At 61.8% G+C, this 14,097-nt stretch carries 14 protein-coding genes; 4 read left to right on the top strand and 10 right to left on the bottom strand.

Going from position 1 to position 14,097, the window contains the following annotated elements; genetic code table 11:
- Positions 1 to 13: 13 nt before the first annotated feature.
- The 4 genes from GO592_RS21115 to GO592_RS21100 are packed head-to-tail and all read right to left on the bottom strand — an operon-like array spanning position 14 to position 4,539.
- A complete protein-coding gene (locus GO592_RS21115) occupies positions 14 to 1,018 on the bottom strand; it encodes a CgeB family protein (protein WP_005568634.1) in 1,005 nt (334 codons plus the stop codon).
- Positions 1,015 to 2,304: a lipopolysaccharide biosynthesis protein gene (locus tag GO592_RS21110; RefSeq protein WP_005568632.1), complete on the bottom strand. Its 1,290-nt coding sequence runs from the start codon at positions 2,302 to 2,304 to the stop codon at positions 1,015 to 1,017. The genes GO592_RS21115 and GO592_RS21110 overlap by 4 nt, the downstream gene beginning before the upstream one ends.
- Positions 2,297 to 3,481 (bottom strand): glycosyltransferase family 4 protein, encoded by a 1,185-nt coding sequence (locus GO592_RS21105; protein ID WP_005255581.1) that lies wholly within the window; start codon positions 3,479 to 3,481, stop codon positions 2,297 to 2,299. The genes GO592_RS21110 and GO592_RS21105 overlap by 8 nt, the downstream gene beginning before the upstream one ends.
- Positions 3,478 to 4,539, bottom strand: a complete 1,062-nt coding sequence (locus GO592_RS21100; protein ID WP_007300114.1) for a glycosyltransferase family 4 protein — start codon at positions 4,537 to 4,539, stop codon at positions 3,478 to 3,480. Before GO592_RS21100 ends, GO592_RS21105 begins: the two co-directional genes overlap by 4 nt.
- Positions 4,540 to 4,841: 302 nt before the next feature.
- Here GO592_RS21100 and GO592_RS21095 point away from each other — a divergent pair, with 302 nt between their 5' ends.
- Positions 4,842 to 5,690, top strand: coding sequence for a glycosyltransferase family 2 protein (locus tag GO592_RS21095; protein WP_007300115.1), 849 nt, complete (start codon positions 4,842 to 4,844; stop codon positions 5,688 to 5,690).
- A 42-nt stretch (positions 5,691 to 5,732) separates the two neighbouring features.
- Here the strand turns inward: GO592_RS21095 and GO592_RS21090 are convergent, their stop codons facing one another.
- Together GO592_RS21090 and GO592_RS21085 are read right to left on the bottom strand one after the other, a co-directional pair.
- Positions 5,733 to 7,181, bottom strand: a complete 1,449-nt coding sequence (locus GO592_RS21090) for a sugar transferase (protein ID WP_007300116.1) — start codon at positions 7,179 to 7,181, stop codon at positions 5,733 to 5,735.
- Entirely contained in the window at positions 7,178 to 8,416 is a 1,239-nt protein-coding gene (locus GO592_RS21085; RefSeq protein WP_007300117.1) for a transferase, read from the bottom strand. Before GO592_RS21085 ends, GO592_RS21090 begins: the two co-directional genes overlap by 4 nt.
- Positions 8,417 to 8,433: 17 nt before the next feature.
- Between GO592_RS21085 and GO592_RS21080 the strand changes: the two genes are divergently transcribed.
- Positions 8,434 to 9,033 carry a dTDP-4-dehydrorhamnose 3,5-epimerase family protein gene (locus GO592_RS21080; protein WP_005568622.1) on the top strand — a complete coding sequence of 200 codons (600 nt, stop codon included), beginning with the start codon at positions 8,434 to 8,436 and terminating at the stop codon, positions 9,031 to 9,033.
- A gap of 19 nt (positions 9,034 to 9,052) precedes the next feature.
- Here the strand turns inward: GO592_RS21080 and GO592_RS21075 are convergent, their stop codons facing one another.
- The 4 genes from GO592_RS21075 to GO592_RS21060 are packed head-to-tail and all read right to left on the bottom strand — an operon-like array spanning position 9,053 to position 12,795.
- A complete protein-coding gene (locus tag GO592_RS21075) occupies positions 9,053 to 10,093 on the bottom strand; it encodes an NAD-dependent epimerase/dehydratase family protein (RefSeq protein ID WP_005255587.1) in 1,041 nt (346 codons plus the stop codon).
- Between the two features lies 1 nt (position 10,094).
- Positions 10,095 to 10,745, bottom strand: coding sequence for a PIG-L deacetylase family protein (locus GO592_RS21070; protein WP_037203464.1), 651 nt, complete (start codon positions 10,743 to 10,745; stop codon positions 10,095 to 10,097).
- A complete protein-coding gene (locus tag GO592_RS21065; protein WP_005238822.1) occupies positions 10,745 to 11,539 on the bottom strand; it encodes a glucose-1-phosphate cytidylyltransferase in 795 nt (264 codons plus the stop codon). Before GO592_RS21065 ends, GO592_RS21070 begins: the two co-directional genes overlap by 1 nt.
- Positions 11,536 to 12,795 (bottom strand): class I SAM-dependent methyltransferase, encoded by a 1,260-nt coding sequence (locus GO592_RS21060; RefSeq protein WP_005568620.1) that lies wholly within the window; start codon positions 12,793 to 12,795, stop codon positions 11,536 to 11,538. The genes GO592_RS21065 and GO592_RS21060 overlap by 4 nt, the downstream gene beginning before the upstream one ends.
- Before the next feature lie 348 nt (positions 12,796 to 13,143).
- Between GO592_RS21060 and GO592_RS21055 the strand changes: the two genes are divergently transcribed.
- Both GO592_RS21055 and GO592_RS21050 read left to right on the top strand, forming a co-directional pair.
- On the top strand, positions 13,144 to 13,608 hold the full coding sequence (locus GO592_RS21055; RefSeq protein WP_005568618.1) for a GyrI-like domain-containing protein: 465 nt from the start codon (positions 13,144 to 13,146) through the stop codon (positions 13,606 to 13,608).
- The gene (locus tag GO592_RS21050) at positions 13,605 to 14,030 is read left to right on the top strand and encodes a hypothetical protein (RefSeq protein WP_005568617.1); all 426 of its coding nucleotides are present in this window, start codon (positions 13,605 to 13,607) and stop codon (positions 14,028 to 14,030) included. The genes GO592_RS21055 and GO592_RS21050 overlap by 4 nt, the downstream gene beginning before the upstream one ends.
- Positions 14,031 to 14,097 lie beyond the last annotated feature (67 nt).

Raw genomic sequence — 14,097 nt, 5'->3', positions numbered from 1 at the left:
CGATTCTCGATTGTCAGCCGATTTCATCGACGATCTCTCGGGCACGATCCACATATCTGTGTCTACCCTCCACGATCCGCCGGAAACCCGACTCGGCAACCTTCTCCGCCTGGCCGGGACTCTTCACGCACCATTCCACGATCTCGTTCAACTCGTTCTCGTTCGAAAACAAGAGACATTCCGCGCCCTCCTCCAGAAGTTCCGCATGTTCGCTTGTCCTTTCACCCACGAAGAGTCCGCCGGAGGCGGGCACTTCGAAACTTCTGCAGGTGTGTGTGTCCCGGTTGTCAGAGTTGAGCAGAACGAGGTTCGCCGTCACGGATGCGACTTCAGAGGCGAAATGTTCTCCGTACACCGGACCCGCGACGTGGGCGTGGGTGACCTGCAACTCCGGTACCCGGCGCCAGCCAGGCCCTCGGACGAGCATCTTCCCGCCGTACTTTCGTGCCAACGAGATCAAGCGATCGCGGCGGTCGGGACGGCAGGCTCCGATGAACCCGACGACGTATTGCCTGGAGTCGCGTCGCGCCGAAAGGTGGTGCCACGCGGGGTCGTACGCGCTGAGAACGAACTTGACGGCGCGCGCACCACGGTCGAGCAACTCCGGAATGTTGTGACGCTTGGTGGTGACGACGAGGTCCCATTCGTTCTCGAGTTCCAGGTAGCCGGGTGAAGTGTTGTAAGGGTTCGACGTGTCGTCGGGGCTGTAGTGAACATGGAATTTCGCCGGGACGCCGAGGAGGCGTCGCTGGTCGAGGAAGACTGCTTTGAATCCGAACACCATGTCGGGCCGGAATTCGGCAGCGATCGCATCGATGCGCGAATGAACAGCTTCGACGCTCCAGGGAGCACGCCGGTGAGTAGCCTTCGCATAAATCCACGGAGGTGACAGCCGCGTCGGAAGTGACACTGACGTCGAGTCGACAACGACGACGTCGTGTCCCGCCTGCCGGAAGCCATTGGCGAGCGATCGAGCGTTGCTTCCGACCCAGTCGTCGCCGACATACAGGATCTTCATAGTCGATTCTCCTTGTGCACCAGCGCGACCTCTGTGACGGTGCCGCCGGCATTGCGCTCGTTCCGTTCGCGACCGGCGAGTTGCCGCATACGGACGATGTACCACAGCGCCACGGAAAACTCGCAGCACAATGTGCCGTAGACGAGGGCCCACACCGATTGGGTCAGTGCAGCGACGAACAATGACGCGGCTGCGACGCACGTTCCGACGGTTGCACCGATCAAGACGCCGCTCGTGTCCTGCTTGACGGGTAAGACCGCGGTGGTGACAAATGACGTCAAGGCGGTCGCGGGAAGTATAAGTACCTCGACCCGCAGGAGCGGAATTGCCTCGGAAAACTCGCTTCCGAAGATGAGGTTGATCAAGGTCGGGGCTGCAATCCACACCGCGACAGTCGCAACTCCGGCCGCGCAGAGACATACGACCAGTGCTTGGGTTGCGCGTCGCCAGAACCGATCGTCGTCACTGTGGCGGGCCATGCGTGGCAGCAGAGCGAAGCCTATGGGGTCGAGCAAGGACTGTATGGCTCGCACGAGTCGGTCTCCGGCAGAATACAGGCCGATGGACACCGCATCGAGCACCGAGGAGTACACCGCTGCTGCGCCCTGGCCGTAACTTGCCACGAGCAAACGTGAGGTGAGGACGGGCGCTCCCATTCGGAGAATGGATATCACCTTGTACGGACGACAAGGGCGGCCGAATTTCTTGAGAGAGTCCCGCCAGGTCAGCGCGACAGTCAGAGTGGACGACACGAGTAAACAGAGGAGTGCGACGGACGGATGGGGTAGGCGTGGGAGTAACGACATCAGGAGCACGAGATATGCGATTCGGCCGATGCCCTGATACGCCATCGAGGCTCCGAATCGACCTTGCCCGATGAGAACCCAGTCTTCCGAAAGGGACCAGAACCCACCGGCGAACAACCCGAGCAAGATCATGTGCAGGTGGATATCGACGCCGACGACCAGGCTGGAGATCAGTGCGGCACCGATGGTCCCGAGGATGGCCGCTCGGATCACCAGGTAGTTTCCGCGGAGCTGATTGATATCTGCGCTGTGGACCATCGCGGCGAGAAACTGGGTGATACCGAGATCGACGAGCAGAGATCCGATGAAGTAGGAAGACATTCCGATCGCGAGTAGCCCGAGTCCTTCAGTTCCGAGAACTCGCGCTATCAACGGAAGTGTCACCACCGTGATGACATACTGGCCGTACTTCCCGAAGCTTACGAATGCGATGTCACGTACGACAGTGATGATGTGGATTTCTCTGCGATCGTCAGGCATGTGCTGCTCGCTTACGTTTCGGCGTAGCAGTCACGGTGTCGAGAAACGATGCTATGTCGCGAGCGGACGCGGCTATGCCGAAGTGAGCTGCGCGCCGTCGGCCCGCTGCCGACAGACGTCGACGGAGCTCACGGTCTCCGATCAATGTATTCAGCGCCGTTGTCAGTTGCTTCTGATCACCGCCGTCGACGAGTAGCCCGTTGATCCCTGACTCGACGATCTCGGTTGGGCCACCGGGGCCCGAGGCGATTACCGCGCAGCCCGCGTTCATCCCCTCCACCACGACCTGACCGAACGGTTCCGCGATGACGGAGCAGTGCACCAATATGTCGGCACGCCGCATGTAGGCGTCGGGGTTGTCGACGTGTCCCGTGAAGATGACTGGAAGTTCGAGTTCGTGCGCGAGGCGCTCCAGACGTACACGAAATGCTTCCTCGTCGAAGAGTGTCCCTCCGACGAGATAGACGCGCTCAGGTCGGACAGTCGTCTCGGCTAGCGCGCGCAGCAACACGTCCTGACCTTTCCAGGGCGTCAAGCGTCCGACGGCGACGACAACAGTCTCGGAGGGGCGACGTTGACTTACGTGATCGTCGCGACTGCTCGGTTCGACGCCGGGGTAGGCGACGAGCGCTGCCCTGTGCCAGGCGAACAGCGTACTCATCGTGGATCTACTGTTGGCGATGTACCCTCGGCTGACCACCCAGCCGAGCCCGCGAATGAGGCTCGAGAGGAGACCTCCGAAGTACTCGGCGGATACGCGGTCGTGCACCTGCCAGACGAGTGGGATCCTTGCGCGTCTCGCAGCGACGGCGCCGATGATCAGAGCCTTGGTACTCTCTGCGACAAGAACTGTCGCCCTTGTCGCCCTCGCGGTCGCACCGGCCGACCACCCGATCTTGACGAGTCCGAAGAATCCCACGATGAGTCGGCGCAGGCTCCTGCTGTGGACAGTCATGGCGCGACTGTCGAAAGTGTTTCGAAGGACGATGGTTTCCACACCTGCTTCGCGCATGCGATCGACAATCGGACCGTCCTGCGCACACACCACCGCGACAACGATTCCCCGACACCTGGAGTCATCTGCCCCAGTGTCGCGCAGAGCGACTGCCAACCGAAGTGTGGCCAACTCTGCTCCGGAGGGTGCGGCTGTGTGTGTGATGAACAGGGCCTTCGTCATGAGACCAGTTCCTCGTACATCGAGATGTGCTGCTGCGAGGCGGCGTCCCAGGAGAACGTTTCGGCGTGAGCACGGCACTGTCCGGGCCCGGGAACGTTTCCGTCCAGAGCGCGGACGATCCGGTCTCCGAGCGCATCGGCGTCGCCGGCAGGAACGATCAAGGAAGTGTCGAGTTCCTGTACAGCGTCCGGCAATCCGCCGCACTCGGTCACGATCGGGGCGCGCCCGGAGGCCAGGGATTCGAGCGCGATGAGTCCGAACCCTTCGAGGGCGACGGATGGGACGATGGTTACCGCTGCCTGTCCGTACAACTGAGCCAGTCGTCCGTCAGTGGCGGTGCCCTCGAATGTGATGGCGTCGCCGTAGCCGGACTCGGCAGCTTGAACCCGGAGCGCCGATTCTTCGGTGCCCGTACCGACTATCACGAGTCGGGCGTCGGGATGAGCAGCGATGACTGCTTGCCATGACCGGAGCAGAACATGTATACCCATCCTCCTCTCGAGGCGTCGCACGCAGAGGATCGTGCATGACGCCGAGGGATGATCCGATGGGCGAAATCGGTTGAGATCGACACCAGGAGGAATAACCCTGATCCTGTCTTCTGGCACCTGGTAGTTCGCGACGAGCAGATTGCGGAAGTGCTTGGACAGCACGACGAAGCGATCTGCGCCGGCGTAGCGGAGCCGCTCGATCCAGTACTTCGACCGCGCAACTGTCTCACTGGCCCCGACCATGCGACTTTCGGCCGCCCAGGGCCCGTGAAAGTGAACAACCAGGGGGTGTTTGCCATGCCCGTCGATCGCCGAGCGTCCATAGAGGCAGAAATGTCGGTCGATGACCGCGTCCGGCGGTAGAGCGCTGGCGTCGCGGAAAGCGGTGTACGCGCGGCGCAGCGTCGATGCACCGACCGGGCCCCACGAATGCCCACCCTGCTCGGGCCTACCGAACGCCGCAGCGGAAACATCGACGCCCGGTCGCTGATTCAGTGTGGAATACAGGTCGGTGAAATATCGGTTCAGTCCACCAGGCCCCGACGTGAACCACTCCGATCCCGTCATGTGGAGTCGCAGAGACCGAGAGTTGTCGAGTTGTGGGCTACCCACCGTAAAGTTCATTTCGCGCCGGCTGTCGTTGCTATTGCGCTGTCACGCCGGTCCATTCGGTACCGGACAATTAAACTCTACAGTGCTGCGCACGGCCGCGCGATGTCGTTGCGGGACTTTCGCGATGCTCGTCCCGGCCGAGGTCTCGAGCCGCTCGGCGTGATAGAATTTGAATCAGTCCTGTCCGCCAGGAAGTATTGGTGCACAACGAGGATCATGATTGTCGCTCGCGTCAAAAGTTCGGTGGGAGAATAGCGATGGCTGCTGCCACGGTTTCCGTCTGCGTTCCCGCATATAACGCCGCCTGTACTCTCGAAGAGACGTTGCGATCGATCCTCGACCAGGACGTCGCAGTCGATCTGGTCGTTCTCGACAATGCGAGCAAGGACGCCACTCAATCGATTGCGCAGTCGTTCAGTGACTCACGAGTGCGAGTCTTTCGCAACGACGTCGTTCTGCCGATCGGCGCCAACTGGAACAAGGCAGTCGAATTCTCGAACGGACGATTGGTGAAAGTCGTCTGTGCAGATGACGTCCTGATGCCGGGATCGCTCGAAACTCAGTTGCGTGTAATGGCTGATCCGGCAATAGCTCTCAGCGCCGCCAAGTTCGACGTGATCGACGAGAACGGAGCGTTGCGGGAGTCACGACTGGGGATTCCCGGCTTGGAGGGGCTTCATACTCCGCGCACACTGATGAGGACAATTGTCCGACGAGGGCCGGCCGACTTCGGGCCGACAGCTGCCGCGATGTTCCGACGAGAGCATTTCGATCGTGTGGGCGGATTCCGTGGTGATCTCGTATTCCCCATGGACGTGGATCTTTTTGCGCGGGTAACAGCTTTCGGGATGTTCTTCGGAATGCCCGAGCTCGTGGCTGCGTGGCGCGACTCCACCTTCAACATGTGCAGTCGAACATCGACAGTCAGCAAGCTGTCGGACATGCTTCGCTTCCATCACCGAATTGCCCGTGATTATCCCGAGTTCCTCTGTCGTGCAGATGTTCTAGCCGGAGATATGCGCCTGATGAGAGCGGCCTTTCAGCGACTCGCCGTGCGCTCCCGCACCGTTGTGTCGCGGGGGAACCGGCTGCACGTCGGCTGCTGAGTCAGCCGGGGGTGCCGACCGGTGGGCCCTGCGCCACTTCTGCTACTTGCCTCCGAGCCTCACTACCGCCACTACGGTCATGAGTAGTACCTTGACGTCGAACCACATGCTCCAATTCTCGATGTAGTAGTTGTCGAACCGCGTGCGGTCCCCGATCGACGTGTCGCCGCGCAGACCGTTGACGGCGGCCCATCCCGTTATTCCCGTCGGCACGCGATGGCGCGCTTCATAGTTGGGAACCGTGGCGTGGAACTTGTCGACGAAGTGGGGACGTTCCGGCCTCGGGCCGACGAGTGTCATGTCTCCCCGGATGACATTCCACAGTTGAGGCAACTCGTCGAGCGAAGTCGCCCGCAGGATCCGACCGAGACGCCCGATCCTGGCGTCGTGTGCAATGCACCAGTGGGTAGCGGATTCGTGGTCGCTTGCTGGGCTCATTGTTCGGAACTTGAGAAGTTCGAACACCCGGTCGTCCAAACCGACTCGCTTCTGTCTGAACAAAACCGGTGCCGATCGGTCCGAGAGATACACTGCGAGAGCGATCGCGAGGAATGTCGGGGCCAACGCCACAAGCATTGCCGCGCTGAGGACTCGGCCCATCCATAACTTCACCCGCCACAGGAACGATCGGTGTGCCGCTCGGCGAAACTTCTTCAATGGGACGGTGCCGATGTGTTCCATGTCGCCGGTGACCGCAGTCATCTCCCACAGTCGAGGAACAACGAAGATCTCGCAGTCGATGCGGTCGCACTCACGCAACGCGTGGATGACCGCGCCGTCGACGGCGTGGGGAAAGGCGAGTACTGCCGTGTCGACGTAGTGGGTCGTGAGGTACTCACGCAGGTTTCCCCGCAGCGGGGTGATCGGTACGTTCCCATTGCGCGCGGTCTCCGCTTGTGGGGAGTCGTCGAGTAGTCCGATCAACTGCAGTCCAGACGAGGGCTCCGTGACGATGCTGTCCGCCAGTATCTTCGCGACCGGACCGCCGCCGATGATCACCGTTCGACGACCGCCGCGGAGTTTCCGTCTGAGGAAACGTTCGACCGGATAGGTGGCGTTGCGGGACAGTACGACCGCCAAGAGGGTCACTGCAGCCAGCTTCGCCGCCCCTACCAATGTTCCGTTCGGGGTCAGCACCAGTGCGGTGGCCAATGCCGCCAGCGTGCTTGCTAGTGCGAGCCGGGGCAGGGTGTCGAGTAGTGAGAGCGTCAGGTGGGGTCGGTACGCGCCCGTGAAGGCCAGGACCGCGACGATTATCGCTGCGGACTGTGCGGGACGATCGATCCGTGTCAGTGAACACACGACGGACAGCACGATGAAGTCTGCAGCGAGCGGGAGCAGATAGGCCTGTGCTCGCCTTCTCGCCAGAAGCCGGGTGGGAGCCTGCAGCGAATCCGGAACGATGTCTGCGGAGTGGCGGACCGTGCGTGTCGTTGGAGGTCGTGGATACGAGGGGCCGATTCGCAATATTCGACGGGTGCTGGTGGTCATGGCTGTACTTCATCTCGGTTGCTGGCGGCTGAACGCGAATCGAGCCGGCCGCCTCGGGTCGTCGGCGTGTCCGCGTACGTCTCACGGTGTCTCGGCGCCAGATGCTCTCGACTCCGAGCGCGGATGAGCGGAGGAGCAGGAACGCGTGGTGTTTCGGATGGAAGGACCCACCGCCCGGACAGTTCCGGATAACGCTGCGACACTTCGGGTAGCAGATCCGGCAGCGTGAGCACGACCTTGTCCGGATGAGCGCGAAGCAATTGCTCAGGCGAGATGATCGGCACATCGGTGCCGGGCATTCGCCGCCCTTGTTTGGCGGTGGATGCGTCGGCGACTGCCGCCACAAGGCCTCGGTCGACGCCCGCGTGGGCGAACAGTGGTACTGCCCGAGATGCGGCGCCGTAGGCGAACACCCGACAGTGCCGCTGCGCCATCGCTGTCAGCCAGTCGCGAAAGGCTGCCGCATTCGTGTCCGCGGCGAGTTGCAAGGATTGGACCGTGACAGGGTTCGTAACACCGGCCATGCGTTCATCGACCAGTATGCGATGAACGCGAGGTGTCGGCGGTGCGCACGGCGAACGGCGTGCGGCCGCCAAGACCGTGCCGCCGTAAAGATCGAATAGCCAGGCGTGTGTGAGGTGTAGTCCTGCGTCGGCCAGCAACCGTCGGAGTGACGTCAAGGAATAGTATGCGAAGTGACCGTGCCGGAGTGCCGTCCACTGCTGGTGCTTCACAATCGCAGTAAGAGAATGAAATTGAATGAGCAGGACGCCGTCGGCGTCGAGTGCCGCTGCCCGCACCGAGAAGGCAGCCCGCTGGTCAGGTTCGTGCATGATCCCGAAACAATCGATGACCACCGAGGCTGTGCGCCGGTCCGTCGCGACACGGAACCCCCGCGCGGTGAGCAGCGGTAACCATGTTCCGCCGTGTGGACTGCCGAACTCGGTAACCGTGTCGCCCGTGAGATACCCGGCATCGGCGACGGCTCGAACAGCTGTGCATGCTTGTGTTCTCAAAGCCTCCGGTTCGACGCCACGTGGTTCCTCCGGCGCCGTGTCGTCGTCGACGAGCTGAGCAAGACCGCACTCGCGACACAACGCCATTGTCAGGCAGTGCGCCGATTCGGCTGGCGTGACCGGACTACCAACTGGAGGGAAGAAGTCGGCCGCGGGCATCGAACCGAGGTCGAGTACTCGATCGAACACTGCGACGCCACAGCCTCGACAGGCCATCATGTCGGAACCTCGGTGCGATGGAATCGGTGGCCGACCCGGCCCTTGTGCGCAAGAATTGCAGCGTGCACGTTGAAACCACCGAATTGACGGACGTCCGGGTGTTCCGGCCGGTGCCCCATCGTGACGACAGAGGCCTCTTCACTCGCACGTTCGAAGCCGGCCAGTTCGATGAACATGTGGGAGCGACTGGAATCCTGGCCGCAGACTTCCTGCAGGATTCGCAGTCCCGGTCGCGGCGTGGTGTGGTTCGCGGCATGCACGGACGGGCGAGTCCAGGTGAGGCGAAGCTGGTCCGGTGCGCCCATGGTGCGATCTACGATGTCCTGGTCGATATTCGCAGGGAGTCGCCGACGTTCGGTAGGAAGCAGGCATTCCGGCTCGACGATGTGGACTTCGCGCATCTCTACGTTCCGCCCGGCTTCCTGCACGGATTCCAGGCACTCACCGAGAGCGCGGATGTGTGTTATCGCATCGATCGTGAGCACGATCCGACGGCAGACATCGCAGTGGCCCACGACGACCCCCGCCTCGCGATATCGTGGCCGCTTCCGGTATCGCTGATCAGCGAACGAGACGCCGCCGCAGGGAGTTGGACGGCGTTGCTCGAACGGCTGTGACCGTTCCTGGCAGTGTCCGTCATTCATGGCCGGCTCCAACTCGCTGGAAACGCAGGGACTCGTCGAGTACACCGGTGCGCTCGAGTTGCTGAAGATGGGCGAGTCGGGTGAAACGCTGCGTGAAGAGCACGTCCGTGAGGCCCCAGCGGGTGTACCGGTCGTACAACTCGGCCGCTCCGTCGACGATGCTCCATCGCGGCACGAAGTCCTCGAATGCCGTGCGGATGGCAGAGAAGTCGACACGGTAGGACCGCGGGTCCGAGCCCGTCTCTCCCGTAATGAGCACTTGTGAGTCGGGAACCGCGGCGGCGGCGGCCTCGGCGATCTGTGCCACCGTCACATTGTTTGTCTCGGTACCGACGTTATAGGCGACGCAGTGGATCCGGTCGACCGGCGCGGTGAGTGCACACGCGAACGCGCTGGCGATGTCTTGCGCATGTACCAGTGGGCGCCACGGCGTGCCGTCCGACAAGACTCGCACCGTGCCCGTCAGCATCGCGGTGCCGACCAGGTTGTTGAGGACGATGTCGGCGCGCAGCCGTGGGGAGAATCCGAAGGCGGTCGCGTTGCGCAGGAAAACCGGAGAGAACCCGGAGTCGGCGAGTGCGGCTACGTCTTCCTCGACACGCACCTTGCTCTCGGCGTATGGCGTGAGCGGACGCAGTGGTGCGGACTCCGTAACCAACTCGATACCGGCCGAACCGTATACGGAGCAGGTCGAGGCATACAGAAATCGCCGCACACCGGCTTCCTTCGCCAGGCGAGCCAGCCGGACGGACGCTCGATGATTGATCTCGTAGGTGATGTCCGGTGCGAGAGACCCCAGCGGGTCGTTCGAGAGCGCTGCAAGGTGAATCACGGCATCGAAGCCGCCCAGATGCTGCTCTGTCACGTCCCGCAGGTCTACATCGAAAGAGGGAGGGTCGGCGGGTGCAGGACCGAGTACGCACCCGGCGAAGAGCCCGGAATCGAGACCCACGACGTCGTGCCCGCGCGTGTGCAATATCGGAACCATGACCGAACCGAGGTATCCCTGGTGGCCGGTAAGGAGCACTCGCATGTCAGGTCCTTCCGAATCGGATGGTTGCCTTTTCGAGGACGAACGCCTCCGCGTGCGGTTGTCTGCTCTGCACACCCCTCAGCCGCGACAGCCCGAGGAAGGAGTCTTCGTCGAACCAGTCGTGGGTGGTTTGGGAGGGGTAATGCTTCAGCAGTATCCGCGCCTTTTCCGTCGCCACAGCGCGGGTGAGCGGGTGGTAGATCGACGTCCGAGGTGTGTCGTTCTCCCACTTGAGGATCTCGTACCCCAGGATCAGATGGTCACGGAACACCGTCGGAACCAGCTCCGCCAGCATTCGGTGGTCCTGGTGTGCATCGGCTCGGTGCGGAGCGAACACCACGTCGGGATGGCAATCGCGCCCGAAGGCCTCGACTGCCTTCTTGATCGGCTCCCAATATGCCGGTGCGTATCCGTCCGGAACGTCGAGAACCGTGAGCTCGAGGTCGGCGTCGGGACACAATGCCGCCAACGCATGACGCTCCTCTATCTCGCGGCGGGCGTCGGCTCCTGCCAGGACGAGCGCCCGGACGCGAAGGCCGGGAGTGCTGGAAGCAAGTGTGAGGAGGGTGCCTCCGAGCCCGATCGCAACGTCGTCACAGTGCGCACCGAGTACAGCCACTTCGTGGAGCCCCAATGTGTCGAGGCTGATCATCATGCGCTGTGTGCGGGCTGCGACGGCTCCCACACCATCCACGGATGGATGCCTTGCGAGTAGTTCGAATCGAGTTCGGCGCGCTCCTTGAAAGTGTCCGCCGGCTTCCAGAACCCCTCATGGCGGTACCCGAACAAACGGCCTTCACCGGCAAGACGTTCACACACATCGGCCACGAGATCGCCGCCAGGGGGAAGGAGATCGAAGATCTCCCGACTGAGGACGAAATATCCGCCGTTCTCCCAGATGGGCAGCCGGCTGACCGGGATGATCTCCTTGACCTCGCCGTTCTCGGCCACGTTGACGCAGTGGAACGAGGACTGGGGCGTGACGACGAGCATGGATGCTGCCGCGCCCGACTCGTGGAACTTTGTGATGACGTCGTCGAGGGGGGCGTCGGTGAGCACGTCTGCATAGTTCGCGAGAAAGTACTCGTCTTCGCCGAGGTGCTGGCGAACGCGTCGCAGACGCTCGCCGATCGCAGACTCCAGACCGGTATCGACGAATGTGATCGACCAGTCGCTGATGTCGGAATTCAGCAGCTCGATCTTGCTCGCACGCAAAACGAAGTCGTTGGATTCCGCCTCGCGGTAGTCGAGGAAATAGTCTTTGATGGCCTCCGCCCCGTACCCGAGGCAGAGAATGAACTCCGTATGGCCGAAATGAGCGTAGTAGTGCATTACATGCCATAGCAGCGGACGTGGTCCGACCATCTGCATGGGTTTGGGGATCACGTCATTGTGGTCGTTGCGCATGCGTAGGCCGTATCCGCCGCAGAACAGGACAACTTTCATGTCGTGAGCCTCCTTGCCACGCTGTCGGGTTGGAATGTCGCTCTGTGCAGGGAGGGGAGCGGATACACGAGCTCTCCGCCCCACTCACTGATGTAGCGCAGTTGTTCGGTCAGCTCTCCCTCGAGGTTCCACGGCAGGGCGAGAACGACATCCGGCCGATCTTTCTCGATCTGTCGGGGATCGAGAATCGGGATCCGGGTGCCCGGCGTGTACCGGCCGTGCTTGTACGGATTGCGGTCGACCGTGTATTCGAGTAGGTCGGGGCGAATTCCGCAGTAGTTCAATAGGGTGTTTCCCTTGCCGGGAGCGCCGTAGCCGACGACGGTCCTGTTCTGGGCCCGGCAGTCGAGAAGGAACCCGAGCAATTCTTGTCGAGCGGCTCTCGCCTGAATTTCGAGCCGGCTGTATCCGTCGACGTTGTGCAGTCCGGCGTCTTCCTCCGCCTTCAATACGTCGGTGACGCTCGGGGTGGGCACTGCGCCGGCAGTGTCGGGACGTGCCCAGATCCGGATCGAGCCGCCATGTGTCTCCAGAAGTTCCACATCGACGACCGAGAGGCCGGCCGTGGCAAGCGCACGCATGGCGGAGAGGAGTGTGTAGTACTGAAAGTGCTCGTGATAGACCGTGTCGAACTGCGCGAGGACGATCAGATTCAGTGCGTGGTGCACCTCGATACTCAGCTGGCCGTCGTCGGCGACGAGGGTACGCAGTGCCCGAGTGAACCCGCGGAGGTCGGGGATGTGCGCATACACGTTGTTCGCAACCACGAGGTCTGCCGGACCGTGCTCGGCGCGGACGTCGGCGGCGAGTTCCTCGTCGAGAAATGCCGTGAGAGTGGGAACACCTCGTTCACGTGCGGCCGCGCCGACGTTGTGCGACGGTTCGATTCCGACGCAGCGGATCCCGGCGTCGACCGCGTGCTGCAGCAGGTAACCGTCATTGCTCGCGACTTCGACGATCAGCGAATTCGCGTCGAGGCCGAGCCGCGACACCGAGGACCGGACGAACTGCCGTGCGTGCTCCACCCATGAATCCGAGTAGGAAGAGTAGTAGGCATAGTCGGTGAAGGTGTCCTCCGGAGAAATCAGGGCCGGAACCTGAAGCAGGAGGCATTCCTCGCAGATGCGCAGGTGCAGCGGATAGTTCGTCTCGGGGGCGTCCAGGCCTTGCTCGGTCAAGAAGAGCTCGCACGGCGGCGTCGCCCCCAGATCCAGGACGCTTCGCAAGCGATCGGAGTCGCACAGTCGGCAGCGCACGGGCAGTCTCCCCTCGTCACCGAGATCTGGAGGTCGCTCTGTGTTAGTTGCGTCACACCCAGGGTCTCGATCCGTCCAATAAACCACACTCTAGGTCGTCTTGCAAGGGTCAAAACCAACTTTGAGTATGTTAAGCACTCAAATACGCGATAGAGTCCCTTTTTGTTTGACAGCTCGTGGGGACTTGATCAATTGAGTGTTTCCGTGGTCGTGGAGGTTTTCGCGGCTAAGGCCGCAGACCGCGGATACTGGACGAGGTATGGTGATATCTCGCCCTCCGAATTTAAGGCGGGCGAGCAATAATTGTCATTGAAAACCCAATGTGCCGATGACATCGGAGGGTGCCCGATGCCGTTCGTCATAGTCGAACGCGAAGAGACACTGGTCGCCGGACTGGCCGTCCGCAGTCCGAAGAGGGCGCTGGGAAAAGCGCGCGACAAGGATCTTGAAAAGACGTGGTCGACCCTTCTCGCGCAGAACGTGGACAAGCCATTGGCGTCTGCCTACGTCGACCACGCTCCCGAGATCAATTCGTACTACACGCAAATCGTGGGCTACGAGTGCACTTCGATCGATCAGGTCGCACGCGGGCACCTGGTATCGCGGATTCCTGCGGGAACCTATGCGAAGTTCTCCTCGGTCGGAACTTTTCCCGACCTCTTCGACGCGCTCTGGGGGCAGATTCGTGATGCGGAGGAATCGCAGCAGATTCAACGGTCCTACACCGGCGACTTCGAGTTCTACCCGCACGCCTTCGGAATCGATTTGTACGTGGCGATAGTGTCACCCGCCACGATGCAGGGGCCGCAATGAGTTTCGAGATCGTCAAGCGTGAGTCCGCCGACTTCGGTGGGCTTGTTCTGCCACGCACGGAGCTCAGTTCGTCGGCGCACTCGACCGACCTGATGAAGTTCACCCGCGAGCGAATCCAGCAACGCGGCACCGCGGAGTTGACCACCGTATATATTGCGGTCCCAGATCTGGGGTGGACCGCCGTGATCGGATATCGGTGTATCGGCCTCGGCAATCTCGAGATCGGTGACGTGCTGGTGCGAGTCCCGGCCGGCTATTTCGCCAAGTTCACACCTGACGGGCGGTCGTCAGACCCGATCGAGGATGTATGGATTCAGGCGGAGCTGGCCGAGAAGGAAGGGCGCATCGAGCGCGCCTATGCAGAGGAGATCGAGGTCTTCCACGCTCCGAGCAACGTCGAGCTGTTCATTTCCCTGACTTAAATGCCTGGTTGGCAATTACCAACCTGAAGTTTGTTTTTGAGCTCGTTTGTGGCATCACAGGTGACAA

The sequence above is a fragment of the Rhodococcus sp. 21391 genome, from assembly GCF_016772255.1.
Classification (GTDB): Bacteria; Actinomycetota; Actinomycetes; order Mycobacteriales; family Mycobacteriaceae; genus Rhodococcus_F; species Rhodococcus_F opacus.
This window is presented reverse-complemented; position numbering and strand designations above follow the sequence as displayed.